Origin of the sequence: Streptomyces sp. NPDC091272 (genome assembly GCF_044757485.1) — a bacterium.
Classification (GTDB): Bacteria; Actinomycetota; Actinomycetes; order Streptomycetales; family Streptomycetaceae; genus Streptomyces.
Map to the genome: position 1 here is coordinate 148,353 of NZ_JBIVVC010000014.1, position 18,484 is coordinate 166,836.

Annotated in this window: 11 protein-coding genes and 2 pseudogenes; 3 read left to right on the top strand and 10 right to left on the bottom strand. The window is 70.8% G+C overall.

Annotated elements, in window-relative coordinates; translation table 11 throughout:
* Window positions 1–14: 14 nt before the first annotated feature.
* From ACIQM4_RS30415 to ACIQM4_RS30425, 3 genes and pseudogenes are all read right to left on the bottom strand, one after another.
* A pseudogene (locus tag ACIQM4_RS30415) lies at window positions 15–951 on the bottom strand (enolase C-terminal domain-like protein).
* 315 nt (window positions 952–1,266) lie between these two features.
* Window positions 1,267–2,393: pseudogene (locus ACIQM4_RS30420) on the bottom strand (M20 family metallopeptidase).
* Window positions 2,390–3,427 carry a dipeptidase gene (locus ACIQM4_RS30425; protein ID WP_401598196.1) on the bottom strand — a complete coding sequence of 346 codons (1,038 nt, stop codon included), beginning with the start codon at window positions 3,425–3,427 and terminating at the stop codon, window positions 2,390–2,392. The pseudogene ACIQM4_RS30420 and the gene ACIQM4_RS30425 overlap by 4 nt, the downstream one beginning before the upstream one ends.
* 333 nt (window positions 3,428–3,760) lie before the next feature.
* Here ACIQM4_RS30425 and ACIQM4_RS30430 point away from each other — a divergent pair, with 333 nt between their 5' ends.
* On the top strand, window positions 3,761–4,480 hold the full coding sequence (locus ACIQM4_RS30430; RefSeq protein WP_401598285.1) for an aspartate/glutamate racemase family protein: 720 nt from the start codon (window positions 3,761–3,763) through the stop codon (window positions 4,478–4,480).
* A gap of 23 nt (window positions 4,481–4,503) precedes the next feature.
* On the top strand, window positions 4,504–5,022 hold the full coding sequence (locus tag ACIQM4_RS30435; RefSeq protein WP_401598197.1) for an aldo/keto reductase: 519 nt from the start codon (window positions 4,504–4,506) through the stop codon (window positions 5,020–5,022).
* Window positions 5,023–5,265: 243 nt separating this feature from the next.
* Here ACIQM4_RS30435 and ACIQM4_RS30440 read toward each other — a convergent pair whose 3' ends face one another.
* Window positions 5,266–5,877 carry a hypothetical protein gene (locus ACIQM4_RS30440; RefSeq protein WP_401598199.1) on the bottom strand — a complete coding sequence of 204 codons (612 nt, stop codon included), beginning with the start codon at window positions 5,875–5,877 and terminating at the stop codon, window positions 5,266–5,268.
* On the bottom strand, window positions 5,858–9,871 hold the full coding sequence (locus ACIQM4_RS30445) for a DNRLRE domain-containing protein (RefSeq protein WP_401598201.1): 4,014 nt from the start codon (window positions 9,869–9,871) through the stop codon (window positions 5,858–5,860). The genes ACIQM4_RS30440 and ACIQM4_RS30445 overlap by 20 nt, the downstream gene beginning before the upstream one ends.
* A 531-nt stretch (window positions 9,872–10,402) precedes the next feature.
* Between ACIQM4_RS30445 and ACIQM4_RS30450 the strand changes: the two genes are divergently transcribed.
* Window positions 10,403–11,266 carry a poly-gamma-glutamate hydrolase family protein gene (locus ACIQM4_RS30450; protein ID WP_401598203.1) on the top strand — a complete coding sequence of 288 codons (864 nt, stop codon included), beginning with the start codon at window positions 10,403–10,405 and terminating at the stop codon, window positions 11,264–11,266.
* A gap of 85 nt (window positions 11,267–11,351) precedes the next feature.
* Here ACIQM4_RS30450 and ACIQM4_RS30455 read toward each other — a convergent pair whose 3' ends face one another.
* The 5 genes from ACIQM4_RS30455 to ACIQM4_RS30475 form a co-directional block, all read right to left on the bottom strand.
* Complete coding sequence (locus tag ACIQM4_RS30455) at window positions 11,352–12,032, bottom strand: DUF5825 family protein (protein WP_401598205.1); 681 nt, start codon at window positions 12,030–12,032, stop codon at window positions 11,352–11,354.
* Window positions 12,033–12,077: 45 nt separating this feature from the next.
* A complete protein-coding gene (locus ACIQM4_RS30460) occupies window positions 12,078–14,027 on the bottom strand; it encodes a RiPP maturation radical SAM C-methyltransferase (protein WP_401598206.1) in 1,950 nt (649 codons plus the stop codon).
* A 151-nt stretch (window positions 14,028–14,178) separates the two neighbouring features.
* A complete protein-coding gene (locus tag ACIQM4_RS30465) occupies window positions 14,179–14,301 on the bottom strand; it encodes a hypothetical protein (protein WP_266661285.1) in 123 nt (40 codons plus the stop codon).
* Entirely contained in the window at window positions 14,261–16,333 is a 2,073-nt protein-coding gene (locus ACIQM4_RS30470) for a prolyl oligopeptidase family serine peptidase (RefSeq protein ID WP_401598208.1), read from the bottom strand. The genes ACIQM4_RS30465 and ACIQM4_RS30470 overlap by 41 nt, the downstream gene beginning before the upstream one ends.
* Window positions 16,330–18,054, bottom strand: a complete 1,725-nt coding sequence (locus ACIQM4_RS30475; protein WP_401598210.1) for an MFS transporter — start codon at window positions 18,052–18,054, stop codon at window positions 16,330–16,332. The genes ACIQM4_RS30470 and ACIQM4_RS30475 overlap by 4 nt, the downstream gene beginning before the upstream one ends.
* Window positions 18,055–18,484 lie beyond the last annotated feature (430 nt).

Consider the following 18,484-nt stretch of genomic DNA (forward strand, 5'->3'; position numbering starts at 1 on the left):
CGTGGCGTGCGCTTCTAGAGTTGGATCCACTCGCTGGATGTCGTCACTTCTTCCAGGAAGTCGGTGACCGGCTCCACGCCAAGGCCCGCCCCTGTCGGGACGTCAAGGTGTCCCTCGTGGAGCTCGAAGGGTGCGGTGATGTCGGTCGCGAAGTAGCGGCTGGAGCCCGACGTGTCGCCGGGCAGGGTGAACCCGGGCAGTGCGGCCAGCGCCACGTTGGCGGCGCGGCCGATGCCGGTCTCCAGCATGCCGCCGCACCACACCGGCATGCCGTGCGCGACGCACACGTCGTGAATGGCCTTGGCCTCCAGGTAGCCGCCGACCCGACCGGGCTTGATGTTGATGACCGAGGCAGCGCCCAGCGTGATCGCTGCCGCCGCGTCCTCGGCGGACTCGATCGACTCGTCCAGGCAGACCGGTGTACGGAGTTGACGGGCGAGGGCTGCGTGCTGCACGAGGTCGTCGTCGGCGAGCGGCTGCGGGCCACGTCCCAGCACGGCTCGATCTTCAGCTTGATGCGTACGTAGCCCTCGTCGATGAATCCGCCGACGGAGTCGAGGAGGTGGGGGATCGAGTCCATGATGCCGACCGACACCCCGCACGGGACCCGATCACGTTCGGCACCGAGGTATGCGCCGAACGACTGCCCGGATGCCCGGAGCTGGGCGTCGAGCACAGCTGTCTCCAGGGCGGCCTTGGCCATCTTGTGCCCCTTGAAAGGATGCAACGCCCGCTTGACCGCATACGCATCCACGGCATCGGGCAGTGCAGGGATCAGGAAGCGGCGCAGGACGTCGGCTGCTCCGTCGACGTACTCGGAGCAGTAGCGGGGCTCGGACATCGCGACGCACTCGCCCCAGCCTTCGCTCTCCGGGGTGACGACGCGCACGAGCAGAACGTCGCGTGCGGTTTCCACGCCGAAGGAAGTGCGGAACGGCGCCTCAGCGGCATCGCGATGACCGGGCGGGCGCCTAGCCTGGTCAGATTGAAGTGGGCGTTGCGGCGCACCAGCGGGTCGTACGTCCAGGTGATCCGGGAAAGCCCGCGGGCCTGGGCCCAGTCGCGCTGGTGCAGCTTGAGAGCGAGACCTGCGCCATGGCCGGGACGTGCGCCGGTGACGTGCGGATGAAGCACCCATCCGACCGGTGCGGCGAAGAAGGTGACCGAGGCACCGGTCAGTTGGCCGTCCGTACGGGCTCCGGCCACGTAGTTCCCGGCGTGCGAGAGGGCGCGCATCTGCTCAACGTCATTGGCGAGGCACCAGGTTCAGCGCCCCAGATCTGCTCGAAGAGCGCGCGGGAGCATCTCGGCGACGATCACGTGCTCGCGATCGGCGTGCGCACCCCCGCCGACGGCTCCGAGACCGTCCAGGGTCGGGCAGCCCAGTCCTACGGTGAAGTTCCCGTCGGACGCCCCGCCCACCGACGCCGACCCCAGCGGCTGAAGTCCCTGCCGCTCAGCGAGGGCACGCGCCCGGTGGAACAGGTCGGCGGACGATGCCTCCTCCAGCGGGGGACGGCTGGGGCCTCCCCGTACCTCCAGGCGTGCTCCCGGCACGGTGGTCCGCAGCGCGCGCAGTGCAGCGTCCACCTTCGCCTGGGCAGCGAAGGTCGGCACCCGGACGTCCACGCTCACCGTCGCCTGCGCCGGAACAGTGTTGGTCACCGATCCGGCGGCCACTACGGTCGGCGTCACCGTGGTGCACCAGCTTTCGGGCACCCCGGCGTTGACGTCCCTGGCCACCTTGTTCAGGGAGAGGGTGAGGTGCGCGGCTTCGATCGCGGCGTTGACGCCCTTCTCGGGTTCGAGGCCGGAGTGGGCCGCTTGCCGTGCACCTCCAGCTCGTAGGCGGAGGTGCCCTTACGGCCGGTCTTCAACGCCCCGCCGTCGGCGGACGCTTCCAACACGAACGTCGCCACGCACTTCCTGGCGGTCTCCTCGATCAACGCCCGCGAGGTGTCCGAGCCGACCTCCTCGTCCCCTGTCACCAGCACGCAGACACCCTCCAGGGAGGGCAGTGAGGCCAGTGCGTGGAACATCTGCACCAGCCCCGCCTTCATGTCGAAGACGCCGGGACCCCGCGCGATGCCATCCGTCACCTACCAGGGGCGGGTGTGGAGCGAGCCCATCGGCCACACGGTGTCATGGTGTCCGAGCAGCAGCACGCGCGGAGCTCCGAACGTCCACCGCAGGTGTGTGACACCGTCGACGACGATGCGCTCCGGTTTCGCCCCGAGGTACCGGGCGCCCATTGAGGCCACTACCTGGGCACTGCGCGCGACAGCATCAAGATCAGCGGAGAGGGACTCGCAGACCACCAGCTCTTCCAGATCGGCGAGCGTCGCGGAGAGTTGCCCGGGTGTCCGTTCCTGTGTTGCGCCGGCGCTGTTCATCGTCCCCTGCCCAGCTCGGCGCGGAAGAGACGCTGCACGTTGCCGCCCAGGACGGCGCGGATGCTGTCCTCGTCAAGTCCGCGCTTGACCATTGCCTCGGTCAGTGTGGGCAGCTCGGCCGGTCCGTCCAGTCCTGGCAAGGCGGCGTCCAGCGCCACTCCCGTGTAGTCGTTGCCGTCGCAGCACGGCGGTATGACGTCGGCGGCCACTTCCTTCAGGAAGTCCGGGCCGATACCCACGTGTTCGACGCCGACCAGCGCGGCGATGTACTCGATGTGGTCGACGATCCGGTCGATGGTCTGTGACTCCCGGTCGCCAGCCAGGAAGTCCGGTACGAAGTTGACGCAGACGACTCCACCGGTCGCCGCCACCCCGCGGATCTGCTCGTCGGTGAGGTTGCGGTGGTGGTCGCACAGTGCGCGGGCCGCCGAATGTGAGGCGATCAGCGGACGGGTCGCCAACTCCAGCACGTGCGCCACGCCGCTCGCCCCGAGGTGGGAAATGTCGAAAACGATGCCCTGACGCTCCAGTTCACCCAGCGCCGCCACACCCTCGCTGGTGAGCCTGCTGCCCGTGGCGTCCTCGCCGCTCCCGTCGGCGAGCGGCGAGCGGCCCCAGTGGGCGATCGAGGTGACCCGCACGCCGAGACGGTGCAGGGTACGGAACAGCTCCACGTCCGCATCGACACCGGGTGCGCTCTCCAGCGCGAGCACCAGGGCGATCTTGTCCTGGGCGAGCGCGGCGTCGATGTCGTCGCCGTCCAGGCACAGCTGGACGCGGTCGGCGTTGCCCTCGGCGAGGGCATGAGCGCACTCGATCATCCGCAGGGTGCGGCGCAGCGCGCCTTCGGGCCGGAACTGGTCGTCCACGAAGACGGGCAGCACCTGGATGTTCACCCCGCCTTCGAGGAGCTGCGGAAGCCACCGCTCGCGGAAGAACTCCGCCCACCGGTGCGGAGGCCGCTCCACCACCGACATGAGCAGGTCGTTGTGTGTGTCGGCGACGACCGCGCGGTCGTGCAGATCCAGGGTCACCTTCGGCTCCTTACGAGAGACATGCTCCCGACGCTACGAGGGACAAAGCGACGACGGTTCGTCGCAGAGACCCAAGAAAGCGAGCTAGATCCGTACCCGGTGACGACACCGGCCGCTGTCTTTCCGGCGGGTGAGCGCGGAACCGGGCTGGTGCCACCGCACCGGTCGAACGACCCCCTTTTGTTTCGACCGACGAAGCTGCGTCCCGTATGGCACCGAAGACTGGCACCCATGCATCCGACACCGATGGCCATACCGGCAGCGGCCCCCCTGAAGGGCCCATCCACAGGCGAGAGCCGGGCAAGGGCGGCACCGCGCTCGCCTGCCACACTGCTGGGAGTCCTTGGGGGAATGGGCCCCCTGGCCACCGCTCACTTCTACCGGTGCCTGATCGAACGGACACCCGCCGGCCGTGACCAGGAACACCTGCCCGTCGCCATCTGGGCGGACCCCACCGTCCCCGACCGGACCGAAGCCTTGCTGGGGCGAGGCCCCTCCCCGCTCCAGACGATGCTGACCGGCCTGTCCTGGCTCGCCCAGGCCGGCGCCACCTGCGTGGCGATTCCCTGCAACACCGCCCACGCCTATCGCAATGCCCTACGAGACCACACCGACCTTCCGGTGCTCGACATGGTCTCGATCGCCCTGCGAGCCTGTCAGGCCCAGAAACCGTCCCTGCGCAACGTGGGCATCCTAGCCACCGAGGGCACCCGTCAGGCACGCCTGTACGAGACTGCCGCAGACCGACTCGGCCTGCGCGTCATCCACGTCACCCAGACCACCCAGGCACAGCACGTGAACAGCGCTATCACAGCCGTCAAGCAGGGTCAGCCACGCGCCGCCGCCCGAGCCCACATCACCGCCGCTGCCACCGAACTCCACGACGCGGGAGCAGAAATAGTCATTGCCGCCTGCACGGAGATCCCCTTGGTTTCGGACCAGGCACAGAAGATCCTGCCTGTGCTCGACTCGACCGCTGCCTTGGCCGAGCACGCACTCGCCGTGCTGATGCCGAACATCCAGCACGTTGGGCAGTCCGCCCCGCGCCTGTAGCCACGCGCCCAGCTCTTCTACGGTTGCCTTGGGTAGGACCCGGTGGGGCGGAGCTGGGTGCCGGTTCTCAGGACTGCGAGTCAGGAGTCCAGTGCCTCGCCGGGCTGAACCGCGTAACGGATCGGCAGGATCCGCGGCACGGCGTCACCCGGCGGCCTGCCTACTGCAGGGCCGCGACGCAGGGTGGCGCCGACGGCACCCGCAAGGCGTTCAACCTCGCCAACAGCGCGCTCACCGAGCGCAACCTCGCCATCGCGGACGTCGTGAAAGCGGTCGCCGCAGAGCAGGGCAGGACCCCCGGCCAGGTCGGGCCGGCGTGGCCCCTGCAGAACCCGGGCGTGACGGCGCCGATCATCGGTGCGCGCACCCCCGCACAGCTGGAGGAGAATCTGGGCGCCCTGGAAGTCGATTTCACCGCCGCCCAACTGGCCCGCCTCGAAGAGGTCAGCGCCATCGGGCTGGGCTTCCCGCACGACTTCCTTTCCAGCGCCAGGGGCCGCACGTTGAACAGCGGCGACCTGAAGATCGAGCCGCGCCGCTGAGACCGGATCGAACGCCGAGAGCGGTGCCACCGCCGCACCCGGCGCCGAATGCCGTACGACCGATCACAACCGGAGCGCGGTCGCACACGCGGCAGCGTGCCGCACGACCGAACCGCCGAACCGCCGAACCGCCGAACCGCCGTAAGCCAGGCAAAGACCGACGGCCCCCAGGGCTGGAACACCCCGCGGGCCGTCGGCCGATGTCCGCCCGCCGGTGCGGCAGGGCGGTATGTCAGCGGTGCCTCAGTCGAGCACGTAGCCCCACCAGATCCCGTCCGTTCTGGACAGTTCCACCCGTACCTCCGGCAACGCGGTCGTGCCCGGCCGGGTGAAGGACAGTTCGGCCGTGGCCGTGCCGCCGCCCGGGTGGGCCAGGCGGGTGAGCAGTGGGCGGGTGTCCGTCGGTGCGGAGAGGCGGACGGACACCGGGGCCTTGCAAGCCCACTGGGCGTACGAGGGCGGGAAGTCGGACTGCTCGCGGTGCACGGCGGCGCCGTCCGGGTAACCCTGCGCCAGGGCGTCCACCTCCTTTGTGTCTCCCTCCGCGATGCGCTGCACCAGCACCTGGAGGAAGGTGCGCAGGCCCTCGTCCGCGGGCGCACCGGTGTCGGCCCCGGAGCCGGCGTAGGTGAGCGTCACTTTCGGCCCGGACTTCAGCGCGTAGGGCAGGTCGGCGGGGTCCGGGGCAGGATCGTGCAGCAACCGCCAGGTGCCCGCGGCGATGAGCGCGACCAGGAGCAGGGTCAGGGACGTCCACAGCGCACGGCGCCGCCGCCGGCGGGGGCCGAGGCCCTCGCCGGCAGCGATCCGGGCGGTGCCGTCCGGGGGAACGGGACTACCACTTGGGTGTGACATGCGCGATCCAAACCGAGTACGGACGGTTGCGCTTGCGGCCGTCCTTCATCGTCGTGATCCGGTACTTGCTGGTGTGCTGGGCGATGTTGACCCGGCTGCCCGACTTGCTGATGACGATCGACGCGTGCTGGATCGGCTTGCTCCGCTTCCACTTCCAGAAGACCACGTCACCCGCGGTCGCCTGGGCGTCGTAGGAGCGCCAGGTCACCTTCGCCTTCTTGTTGAAGAACGAGAAGAGGTGGTTGGAAGCGGCCCAGGAGTAGGTCTGGTTGCCGAGGAAGCCGTAGGTGCGCCACCAGTAGTTGTCGCTCCGGTACCAGCCGGGACTCTTCATGCGCATCTTGCCGCCCCGGTTGAGGGCCTTGGACACGAAGTTGGTGCAGTCGGTCCCGAACTCGTCCTTGTCCTTGGCGTGCTTCTTCGCCCAGGACGCGGCGCCGGAGCGGTTGAGCGAGGTGCGGGCCTGGACCGGAGGGTTGGGGTCCTCCAGCGAGAACCCGTCGGCGTCGGTCTGGATCGCGGGGGCGTCCACCGGCTCCGCGCTCTCCGCGTCGTCCGTGCTTTCCACGGTCACGGCGACCCGGGCCGCCTCACCGGCCGGCAGGGCCGCGTACACGTCACGGTCGTCACTCACGCGCTGGAGGACGGGCGGCTTGCCCGCGCCGGGGAGCGTGAAGACGTACTCCTCCTCGGCGAGTTCCTCGATCGGGTCGGAGTCGACTCCGTCCTCGACCTCCGTGCGGGTGCCGGTGCGGGTGACCCGCAGGACGGCAGTGCTGCCGCTGGAGCTGACGACGGCATCGGAGAGCGCGCCGGTCAGGTTCTTGTACGTCACGTCGTGACGTGCGTACGCGGCCCTGTCCTCCAGGATCGCCGGGCCCTGGGCCCGCAGCAGCGTCTCGAAGGACGCGGCCAGCGGCGACGCGGCCAGCGCGGCGTCGACGGTGGCGTACTTGCCGGAGAGCAGCCCGTCGGACGCGGCCGTGAACTGCTGCACGGTGTCCTTGAGGGCGTTCTGGTCGGCGGCCGCGGCCACCGGTCGCACCAGCGCCGAACGGGCGGCGGCCCCGGTTCCGTGTGCGTTGACCGCCGACACCTCGACGGTGTAGCTGCCGCCGTTGGTGAGCGCGGCGATGCCCGCGAAGGCGGCGCGGCGGTCGGCGGTGGTGGTCTCGGCGACCTGGGTGGTGCCGCTGTCGCGGACGACGACCTTGTACGTCACCGGGTCGACGGACGAACTGCCGGTGTCCTCGGGGGTGTTCCAGGTGGCGACCAGGGACTTGTCACCGGGAACGGCGAGAACCTCGGTCGGCTTCCCGGGCGCGGTGGCGGGCAGGTAGGCCACGCGCAGGCGCGGCTTCAGGGCGTCGCCGCCGGTGGTGCGCGAGGAGTGGTACGTGACGCCGGTGGTGGTGTCGCTGTCCTCGTCGGCGGCGCGCAGGGCGAAGCCGTTGTCGGACTCCGGGTCGGAGAACCACTGCGAGACGGCCTCGGTGAGGTCCAGCGCGAGCGGGTCGGCGACGGAGGCTGCGTACGGCTCCTCGCTCTCGGCCGCGACGAGGCCCTCACCGGTGCCGGTGGCCGGGTCCCAGGCGTCGTTCAGGGGGTGCGCGGCGATCTGGTGCGCCTCGCAGGCGCCCAGGCAGCCGGCCGCGTCCAGCGACAGGGTGGCTCCGACGATGCGCGCCCCGGCGGGCAGCGAGCTCAGGTCGGCCTTCAGGTAGCTGTGCCAGTGCGTGGTGTCCGCCCCGTCCGCTCCGACGCGCAGGTCACCGTCGGTGACGGGGGTGTCGGCGGTGCCCGCCTTCACGGAGGAGTCCGTGGCGGCGGGCACGGTCACGGTGGTCGGCTCGGGCTGCACGGGGGCGGCCGGAACACGCACGGTGAACGCGGCCGGCGCGGTGTACGCCGAGCAGCCGCCCGGCGTGCAGGCACGCATCTGCCAGGTGTAGGCGCCGCCGTCGACGACGAGACCGTCACCGACCTCCAGAGCGGCGCGCTTGCCGCTCTCCACGCTGACAGAGGCCAGCGGGGTGCCGCCGACGACCGCTCCCGTGGCGTCCTTCAGGACGAACTCCGCGGTCGGTGTACCCGCGTTGGGCGCGGTCACCACACCCGACAGGATCGGGTTCAGCGTCTCGGCGCCACCGGTCTGCGGGGCCTGCGGCAGGTCGGCGGGCGGCGGCGGGGCCTTGGCCAGGTCGACCTGGAAGGGCAGCGGGTCGGACCAGTCCGACCAGTCGGTGCCATCGCTGGTGCGGGTGCGGAAGGAGTAGGTGTGCTTGTCCAGCAGCTTGCCCGCCGGCGCCTTCACTGTGACCGTCGTTCCGGCGGCCGCGGAGGGGGTCGTGCCGGAGGCGACGACGGTGGCGCCCTCGGTCAGCTGCCAGCTGCCGGTCAGCGCGTTCTTGTCGGCGTCCGCGGTGCGGAACGAGAACGAAGGGGTGGTCGAGATGACGTACGCGGTGGTGCCCGAAGTGCCGCCCGGTGTGGGCGGGTTCACGACCGGGGTGCCCGGCTTGGTGTTGTACGTCACCGACAGGTACGGGTCGTTGCTGGTGGCGTCCGAGGAGTTGAACCGCTTCCAGCCGTACTCGTCGGTCTCGTCGGCGGCCCGCAGACCCAGGTGGTTGACCGTGCCGCCCTTGGCCGCCCAGGACTTGACCAGCGCGGTGGTGTCGGCGCTTACGTATCCGGCGGCGCACGCGGACGAGGAGAAGCCCTTCGTCTGCGTCGACGTGGCCGACTTCGACGTCCACTTGGGCTGGCTGGTCCACCGGGTCGCGGTGGAGGCGGCCGGTGTCGACCACACCTCCCAGGCGCGTGCCGAGCAGGACCACGAGTGGTACTCGTACAGGTTCAGCGACGCGGAGAGCACGTTCTTGCCCGCGAAGGAGCCCGTCGGGAAGGAGAGGAAGGAGCGGGCGACCTGGCCGGAGCCGTTGTTGCCGAGCTTGAGCTCCGTGGCGTGGGACTGGTCGGTCCCGTACCCCTGCTGCACGAAGGTGTCGAAGGTGTCCCCCAGCTTGAGGGCCGGGTCGACGGTGACGGGGTAGACGGTCCTCGGGTCGTTCAGGAAGGCGGGGTCGGCGCTGATCTTAAGCGCGACGCTGTCGCCCTGCTGCTCGACCTGCATCGAGACCTTGCCGCGCCGCAGGTGTTCGCCGGAGCGCTCGTCGATGCTCGCGTCCCACATGACGGGGGCGGGTATCGCCCCGACGGGCAGGCCGCTCTTCTTGTCGAGGAAGGAGACGCTGCCGTCGAGGCCACGCCTGGCGGTGAGCCCGGCGGCCTTCAGCGGCAGGGTGAACGTGCCGTTCTCGGCGGCGGACCTGTCCTTGAGGACGACGTACTGCTCGGCGCCGGTGCGGGTGGCCTCGACAACGACGTCCGTACGGGGCAGCGCGTCGCGGTAGACGGCTCGCTCGCCGTCGAGCTCGGGGGCGGGCAGCGGGCCCTCCCAGCCGAGGGTGAGCGCCTGCGCACCGGAGCCCATGGTGAGGAGGGGCACGGCGTCGGTGGCTGCGGCCTTGGCGGAGCGTCCGGTGGGGCGGGTGCCCTCGTGCTTCCCCGCCAGCTTCAGCGCGCCGGGGTGCGCCTTGGCACGTACCGAACCGTCCGCCGCCCGCACCAGACCGGCGTCGACGGCCTGCCAGGCGTCGCCCTGGGCGTTCGGCACCCGGACCGGGGCGGCGTGGTAGTCGACGGTGACCGTGCCGTTGCTGTTGGCCCAGGTGGTGCTGGTGGCGGTGCGTTCGGCGACGGCCTCCACGCGCTTGCCGCTGCGGGCGGCGTCCTTGAACGCCTGGCCGAGCTGTCCTGTAGCCGTGGGAGCGGGCTTGGCAGGTGCGGCGGGCTGGTGGTCGGCGTTCGCCTGGACCGCGCCGGTGGCGAGCAGGCTGAGCGCGGTGACGGCGACGAGCGAAGTGCGGACTCTGCGACGTCGGGCGGCCGGTGGTGGTGACTCTGGTGCTGGGTGTGCGTGCGCGTGCATGCGGAGCATTCCCCCCTGGGTTTGCGTGACTTGCTGAGCTGGCCCGTCAACTCCCGTTCGAACGACGGGCGGAGAAAAAGTAACAGGAGTGTGGACTTATACCTTCCGTTTGTCCGTTTTCTCCTTCACAACCATTGCGTCACGTCTTCACCATGTGAAGGTCAACGATGCTCGGACGGGAGCGAATGGGCAGCAATATCCTTCTTTTTGAGTCATTGCCACAAGCTTTCAGTGAAGATGACCTTCGCAATTCGCACACTTCCAGTTTGAAATGGATGTACACCAGGGCCTCGCGCGGGCCGGTGCTAGGTTCCTGCTCCGGGAAGCGCACCGGCCCCGCACACGCAGTGAACGTCCTTCACACAAAGTGAACGACCCGCACGGTGCGCGTGCGCCGAACCAGGCGCGCGCGCCGCGCCGCGCCGGGCCGGGGCAAGGCGCCCCCGAGCGGCAGACCTGCAGCAGTTCAGGCCGGCGGCCTTCCACCTTCCCGGCCGTTCCCGTCCGTCTTCTCACCCGTCAAGGAACCCGATGCCAGACTTCCGTGCGAACCGTCGCACCGTCCTCACCACCCTCGCCGCGGTCGCCGTCGGCGCCCCGGTACTGAGCACCCTCACCGCCACACCGGCCTTCGCCGCGACGGGCGACGACACGTATCCGTCGAACACGGCGCTCTACCGCGCCACGGTCGAGGGCAAGGACTTCGCGCGCCGGTTCAAGCGCCACGAGATGGCCGACGACGACAAGCTCGCCACACCGGGACCGCGGCTGACGACGGTTTTGGCGATCCACGGCGGCGGCATCGAGATGGGCACCTCGGAACTGTGCCTGGCGATAGCCGGATACCGCCCGGACACCCTCGCACCGCTGACCGAGGGTGCCGCGCTCCACGACTACTGGATGCTGGAGGGACTGCTGCCGTCCGGGAACGGCAAGCTGCACGTCACGGCGTCGCACTGCGACGACCCCGTCGCCCGGTCGATGGCGGCGGCGAGCGCCAACGTCCTCAGCCTGCACGGATGCACCGCCGCCCAGGCGGGCGCGCCCGCCAACCGGCCGGAGGCCGTCGTCGTCGGCGGGTTGAACGCCCGGCTGCGTACGCTCCTCACGGCGAGCCTGCGCACGGCCGGCTTTCAGGTGATGGCAGGCGACCCGGAGGACCTCAACGGCGACCTCCCCCACAACATCTGCAACCGCACCCTCACCGGCGAGGGCGGCAGCCAGCTGGAGCTCACCACGGAACTGCGCCAGAGCCTGTTCGGAAACTTCTCCGGCGCGACCAACCGGGCGACCACGTTCAACGCCACGTTCCTGAAGTTCACGGCCGCCTGTCGCGACGCGCTGGCCACGATGGAGGCAGAGCAGCGAGCCCGGCCGAGTCTGTTCACCTTCTGATCCAAAGCGACCCTTTGCGCATTATTTGGGTGCTTTGGTCCTGAAGCCTTCCTTCCACCGTGCCGGTCGTGCGGGGCCGCGTGGTTCAGATCGCCATGGCCTCCTGGGTCCACCGGTTCACCCGGTAGGGGACCCACCAGGCGAGCGGCCCGTGATGGAGTACGAGGCGCTCCTCGGTGAAGTCGTCGAGGGCGTCCCTCGGCACGGACTCCGCAGGCGCGCCGTAGGCCAGCGCGTCGACGGCGGTGCGGTAGTGCGGCTCGTCCGCGGTGAAGCGCTGGAGGTTGCCCCAGCGGCGGTCGCGTATCTGGAAGAAGCCGGGTCCGTTGCGCCACAGGCATTTGCCCAGGTAGTGGCCGTTGCGCCAGGTGGCGAGCGCGGCTTCGGCGTCAGGGTGGCCGTACAGGGTGCGCGGCGGCTGCAGGTGGCTGAGCACGAGCGGGTCGTCGGGGCGGGCGGGGTCCAGGCGCAGGTCCCATTCGACGAGCACGGCGCGGGCCGTGAGGTCGCGGACCAGGCTGAGGGCCCGTACGGTGCGGCGGGCGGCGGCAGGACCGTCGGGTTCGGTGAGGTCGACGGGCTCGGGCAGCAGGACGCGGCGGGCGCCGGCCTCCCAGAGCCGGTCGGCCTCCTCACCTGTGGCAGCGGTCAGTTCGAAGTCCCCCAGGAACATCCCGGGCAGGGCGCAGGCGGCTTCGTCGTAGTCGCGCCAGGCGGAGACGTTCAGGGGGGCTGCTGCGTCGACGGGGGTGGAAGCTGTGTCCATGGCGGGGGTCTCTCCGTGTCGTGGCGGGCCGTTGCGCGGGCGGGGTCAGGCCAGTGCGGGCGTGCGGTCCGGTTCCGTGTCCCGCTCGGGACCCTGGTCCGCCTCAGGCGCCGGGGCCGCGTGCCGGTGGCGCATGAAGTCCAGTCGCAGAAGGTCCTCGTTGACGGCCGCCGGGGCGAGATGGACGTACTGTCCGGCGTCGGTGAAGACCAGTCCGAGGCGTACCCACTCGGTGAGCAGGTGCGCGACGTCGGCCTCGGTGCGGTCGTGGTCCCGGACGCGCGCGGTCGCCTTGCGGAGGAGGGCGGCAGGAGTGTGCGGCTGGTCGAGCAGGCGGAAGAGGGCGACCTCGAAGGGGTCCGTGAGTTCCTTCGTACGCCAGTCGAAGGCGCGCCTTCTGCTGACCAGGACGATGCGTGAGCCCAGGTCGGTATGGGTGAGGCGGGCGTCCGCGTGGTGCTTCTTCCACGTGGCGAGAGCGTCGTTGAGGGCGGAGACGGTGGGCTCCGCGATGCCGCGTTCCGGGGCCTCGAAGACGTACGCGAGGTCGTACAGCTCCCGCTCGGGGAGATCGTAGGTGAAGCGGTAGTGGGCTTCGGGGCGCAGGCCGTCGAAGCCCAGTTCGGGGCGGTTGAAGTAGGGGCTGAAGCGTTCGATGGCGATGCGGGCGGAGAGGTCGACGGGTGGGTCGAGGTGTTCGAGGGCGGCGAGCTGGCCGATGACGCCGTCGTAGTCCTGGGCGCTCTCGCCGGGGAAGCCGTGGAGGTAGTTCCACGACACGGAGAGTCCGGTCTCGGCGCCGTCGCGGAGCATGCGGACGTTCTGGCAGCCGCTCACGCCCTTGTCCATCAGGTCGAGGACGCGGTTGTTGAGGCTTTCGATGCCGGGCTGGACGTAGATGAGACCGGCGTCGGAGAGGGTGCGCAGCTGGCTGCGGCGCATGTTGGCCTTGATCTCTATGTGCAGGCGCAGGTCGTAGCCGCTGTCGATGATGCGGGGCAGCACGGTGTTGAGGTAGCCCATGTCGAGGATGTTGTCGACGACGTACATGTCGAGCACCTTGTGCTTGCGGGCCAGGTCCATGATCTCGTCGTAGAAGACGTCGGGGCTCTTGCTGCGGAACTGCATGAAGGAGCCGTTGAGTCCGCAGAACGTGCAGTGGTGCTTCTCGCCCCACCAGCAGCCGCGCGCGCCCTCGACGACGAGTTTGGGCTCGACCCAGTTGCGTGCGACGGAAGCGGCGAGACGTTCGAAGTAACCGCTGTAGTCGGGCGGCAGGATGGTGGCGGGCGGCAGCGGGCTGGTGGCCATGGGATTGGCGACGGAGGCCCCGTCGTCGGTGCGGCGGCACAGGCCAGGCACGGTGGAGAGGTCGTCGCCCGTGCTGAGCGCGGTGAGGAGTTGCGGGAAGGCGGCCTCGCCCTCGCCGCGTACGACGAAGTCCACGAAGTCGAAGTTGCGGTGCAGCGCCGCACCCTGTTCGGCGTCGCAGTTGGCACCGCCGATGACCGTCCTGATGTGCGGGGCGAGCCGCTTGACGTGCTTGGCGGCTGCGAGGGCGGCGGTGTTCTGCTGGAAGGTGGAGGTGAAACCGACGACGTCGGGGTTCTCGGCCACGATGCGGCGGGCGGTCTCGTCGACGAACTCCGGTACGACTGCGTGCAGTTCGTGGGACATCCGCATACGGGACTTGTTGAGGCGGGAGCGCATGGTCTCGGTGAACTCTCGTACGCGCCAGGCGGGGTCGTCGTACAGGGCGGAGGAGAACACCCAGTCGCCGCAGCCCATGAAGTAGGAGGAGAGCGCGTAGTACTCGTAGTCGTCGGCGGTGAACTCGGTGCGGGCCGTGATCCAGTCCGTGAATTCCAGGTTGGCGTGCAGGACGGTCGCCGACGCGCAGGGGACGCGCTCGTCGACACTGCGTTTGAGTATCCCCAGGGCGAGCGACGGAAGGTCGATGGGCGACCAGGGCATGTTGACGAGCAGGACACGCACGGGGAGCACTCCTTGGGGTGGGGAGAGGGGGTGGAGCCGGTCCGGGGTACGCACACCCCGGACCGGCCCCTTGTGCGGGAACGGCGTCGTGCCCGTCCCTCGGTGCGGAAGTGGTGAAGCACCGCTCCCGGACGCGGGAGCGGCGGGACGCCTACTCCTCGTCCTGGCCTTCCTCGGTGTTGCGGAAGGGGACCGTCACGGTGATGCCGACGCTCGGCTTGCGGTTCTCCTCGTCACCCGCGAGCGGGTCGTTGTTGATGATGTCCTTCTGCATGGTGGGTCGTCCTCTCCGTGGAATGGTGCGGTGTGCTGCCTCCGGCCGGTACGGCCGAGTGCTCCGTCGGGCCGGACTCCCCTCGCCGGGTGGCGGGGGGTGCTGTGGGGGTGGTGCGGCACCGGGGACCGGGCGGGGCGTCGTCACCACACGGTGGGCGGTCGTCGCCCGGGGAGCGGTCGCCACGCAGGGAACGCTCGTCGCCCGGGGAGCGGTCGCCACGCAGGCAGCGGTCGAGGAAGACGATGGATTCGCGCAGCGCGCGCACGTGGTCCGCGCCGTCATAACCGTCGTGCCCGGTGTCCAGCCAGAGGACCCTGTGCTCTTTCCTTTGCCTCGTCAACTCGGCCGCGTACTCCCGGATCTGACCGGGCGGACACTTGACGTCGTGCCTCGCCGCGACGATCAGCAGCGGGGCTTCGAGGCGGGGCAGGTAGGTGTGGGGCGAACTGCGTGCGTAGACCTCGGGCAGTTCCTCGGGGGTGCCGCCGAAGAGGCGTTCGTCGAGGGCGCGCAGTGCCGGGGTGGTGGTGCCGTGGGCGCGGGCGAGGTCGGCCGTGGGCTTGGCCGCCACTCCTGCCTGCCAGAGTCCGGGGCGGACGCCGAGGGCGAGCAGGGTGAGGTAGCCGCCAAAGGAGGTTCCCCACAGGGCCAGGGCGCCGGCGTCCGCCAAGCCGCGGTCGACCAGGGCGGCGCGGGCGGCGACGAGGTCGGCGACCTGGGTGAGTCCGACGCCCTCGGTCATCGCGGCCCGCCAGGCGGGTCCGTAGCCGGTGGAGCCCCGGTAGTTGACGCGGGCGACGCCGAACCCGGAGGCGACCAGGGAGTGCACGGTGCCGTCGTAGGCGTCCCGGTCGTGGTCGGCGGGACCGCCGTGCACGAGGAAGACCGTGGGCACGGGGCCGCGAGCCCCGTCGGGGAGGGTGACCAGGGTGTGCAGGTCGCCGTCCGCGCCCGGGGTCCACAGGTCGTACGACACACCGGGCACGGGGTCGGGGAGGCGCGGCAGGGTGGGCAGTGGGGTGCCGGCGCTGGAAGTGGCGCGCGGGGGTTCGGCGGTGCTGGTCCAGAGCGTGTGGAGGTCCCGGGTGGCGGGCCCGGTGCCGTGCTCGGCGGCATCGAGGAGGGTGCCGGGCGGGGTGGGCAGGAGGGTGAGGGTGCGGGCGTCGAGGTCGGCGCGGTACAGGATGCTGCGCCCGTGCCGGTCCTGTCGGATCAGCACGCTGTGGCCGTCCGGGCTCCAGCGAGCGGTGATCTCGGTGTCGAACGTGGCCCAGGCCAGGGCGTGCGGAGGTTCGCCCGGCCGCCAGGTGGCGAGCAGGTAGCGGCCGCCGTGCTCCCGGACGAGGAGCAGGTCGTGGCAGCCCACCGAAGGCGTGAAGCCGAGCGACCACAACGCACCGTCTTCTTCACGGAGTTGGGCGACAGGAGCGCCGTCGGCGGTACGGAACACCGTGACGGCGTACGGGGAGCGGGCCTGGCCGCCGATCGAGAGGAGTTCGCCGTCTGCGCTGATGCCGGTCAGGTTGGCGTGGTACGGAAGCCGGGCGAGCTGACGGGCGGGGCCGCCGCGCTGTCCGCCGTACACCGTGGTGCCCACCGCGTCGCCCAGCGCGAGGGCGACGGCTCCGTCGGTACTGACCGCGAGGCCGCGCGCCTGCCCGCCGGGCAACTCCCGCAGGCCGTCGTACGTCGGGCCGCCCTCGAAGGGTTGGAACCGCCAGCGGCCGAGGCCGTGGGCGTCCTCCTCGAACCACCACACATACGCTTCGGCGTCCACGGAACAGTGGAAGGTGCCGCCGGGACGGTCGGTGACCTGTCGGGCGGTGGCGGTGGAGGTGTTCCAGGTGAAGACCTCGCAACGGCCGTCCGCGTCGGCGGTGAACACCATGCGGTCGGGGTCGAGGGCGCACACTTCGGGAAGGGCGGCGCGGAAGACGCGGTAGCGGGCGGGAGGCTCCGGGACGGGGCCGGGCGAGACGGGGCCGGCAGAGGGCTCCGGGACGGGGCCGGCGCCGGTGGGGGCGGTCATGAGGCACTCCCGGTCGTATCGGCGGTTCCAGCGGTTCCGGCGTTACCGGCGTTACCGGCGGTTCCAGCATCACCCTCGGCTTGGATACTGCCGGGACCTCCGACGGCACGGGTGACTGCGGGGCGATCGCCGGTTCCGGCGCTGCCGGCGCCCTCGGTGCTGCCCGTGCCGCCACCGCTGCCACTGGTGCCACTGGTGCCACTGCTGCCACTGCTGCCACTGCTGCCACTGCTGCCACTGCTGCCACTGCTATGAGTGTCGTCGGTACCCTTGCCACGCCCCGGATGCCCGTCCGTGCCGCCCGCGAGAGTGCGGGAGTGGACCCGACCCGTGTACGCCGCCAGGGCGAGCAGGACCGCTGCGCAGCCGAGCGGGGGCCCCGCCTCGCCTGCCTCGGCCAGCATGCCTGCCGCCGCGGGCCCGAGCGCGGCCGCCGCCCCCGCTCCGGTGGCCAGCACGGCCCCGGCACGGGCCTGAAGGTTCGGCAGCGTGGCCGCGATCGCCCGGGACTGGAGGACGACGGTGGCCACGGGCATGGCCAGGCAGAGAGCACCGAACAGGACGGCCTGCCACCACGGCGAACGGGTGGCGGCCAGCGCTCCGGTGAGCGGTACGAGCAGCCAGGTCACCACGAGGACGCTGCGGTTCGCGCCGACGCGGACGGCGAGTGCGGGGGCGGCCAGCGCCCCGGCGATTCCGGCGGCGCCGGCGACGGCGAGGACCGCTCCGGTGGTGGTGGCGCCGTGCCCGCCGCGCTGGAGGTTGAGCAGGACGCCGAAGTAGAGCGCGGCCAGCACCCCGTTGACGACGGAGGTCCACAGCAGGACGAGCCGAAGGACGGCCGAATGTGCCACGAGGCCCACCCCGGCGGCGAGTTCGGCGCGGAACGGGACCCTGGCGCCGGCGCGGGACACGCCGGGAGCGGCGGCCGGGACGGCGTCAGCGGACAACGTGCCCGGTCCCGCCGTCGGCCGGGCCGGTGCCTGAGCCTCGTCGGGCACTGTCGCGGAGACAGTGCCGTCCGGCGCTTCTGAATGCAACGTCGGCCGCGCGTCGACCACACGTTCGAGAGCGCGCAGGTCGGCGCGCATCGACCGTACGCAGAGTGCGGTCACCGCGTACGACACGGCGTCGACGGCGAAGGGCCAGGCGCGGCCCAGCTGGTACAGCGCGCCGCCGAGCACCGGGCCGAGGACGAGGGCCAGCCGCTCCCCCACTTCCAGGCGAGCCACTGTGCGGGCGTACCCCTCCGGCCCGGTGAGCAGGGCGACCGTGCCGCGCGAGGCAGCCTCGTACACGGCGGTGGCGAACCGTTCCACCAGCACGCCGGCCAGCACCAGTGCCAGGGGCGGACGGCCCGTGGCGACCGTGACGGCCACGACCGCCATGGCCAGTGCCGCCGTGCACGCGGACCACACCATCACCGGTTTGCGTGCCCCGCGATCGGCGGGAAGGGCCGCCAGCGGGCCGAGTACCAGGCCCAGGACCGCCGAAGCGCCCACGACGACGCCGACCGCGGCGGGCGAGTGACCGAGGGCCAGCAGCAGAAGTGGAAGCACCACTCCCGAGGTCTGACTGCCGAGGGCGTCGGCCGTGTTGGAGGTCCAGAAGAGACGGAAGTCGCGTGGCACGGCAACGGTCGGGCTGCTCGGGGCACCGGTCACCTGCGGGCGCGGCAGTGGCGGTTCGTGTGCCGCCCGCGACGCCGAAGTCTCCGCCATCCCCGCCCCCTTCCGGTTCTCCCGGTGCCGTGCCGGCCCCCGCCACCCCCGCGCGTCCGGTGTCCGATGCCGCGTGCCCGCTGTGCGGACATGGCATGACTGTTCACCATTCGCTCAAGAGGTTGCAGAAATTACGAAGGAACTGAAACGAGCCGGAGCCTAACCACCCTCCTTCGAGCGCCACAAGACGGCCGCCCCCCTTGTCGCGGAGCGCCCATCGGCGTGATTCCGCTGGCGTGCACAGAGCTTGTACGAGGCCGCAATGCCTTGGAGCACTTACCCGCGTAGACTCCCCGGCCCGGCACGGCGCGCGAGGGAGGCGCGCCTTGGCGTAGAAGGCGAATTCGCTTGGGCACACCTGTCTCGCGAACCCCGCACGGAACCGCACCAATGCCCTCCCGAGTACATTCCCGGAGGCGAAGCATCGGGC

What these genes read in the sequence shown, in the direction of transcription:
- ACIQM4_RS30470 (WP_401598208.1), bottom strand. Translation starts at nt 16,333, where the DNA reads ATGACCGCCCCCACCGGCGCCGGCCCCGTCCCGGAGCCCTCTGCCGGC.
- ACIQM4_RS30445 (WP_401598201.1), bottom strand. Translation starts at nt 9,871, where the DNA reads ATGCACGCGCACGCACACCCAGCACCAGAGTCACCACCACCGGCCGCC.
- ACIQM4_RS30440 (WP_401598199.1), bottom strand. Translation starts at nt 5,877, where the DNA reads ATGTCACACCCAAGTGGTAGTCCCGTTCCCCCGGACGGCACCGCCCGG.
- ACIQM4_RS30475 (WP_401598210.1), bottom strand. Translation starts at nt 18,054, where the DNA reads ATGGCGGAGACTTCGGCGTCGCGGGCGGCACACGAACCGCCACTGCCG.
- ACIQM4_RS30450 (WP_401598203.1), top strand. Translation starts at nt 10,403, where the DNA reads ATGCCAGACTTCCGTGCGAACCGTCGCACCGTCCTCACCACCCTCGCC.
- ACIQM4_RS30465 (WP_266661285.1), bottom strand. Translation starts at nt 14,301, where the DNA reads ATGCAGAAGGACATCATCAACAACGACCCGCTCGCGGGTGACGAGGAG.
- ACIQM4_RS30455 (WP_401598205.1), bottom strand. Translation starts at nt 12,032, where the DNA reads ATGGACACAGCTTCCACCCCCGTCGACGCAGCAGCCCCCCTGAACGTC.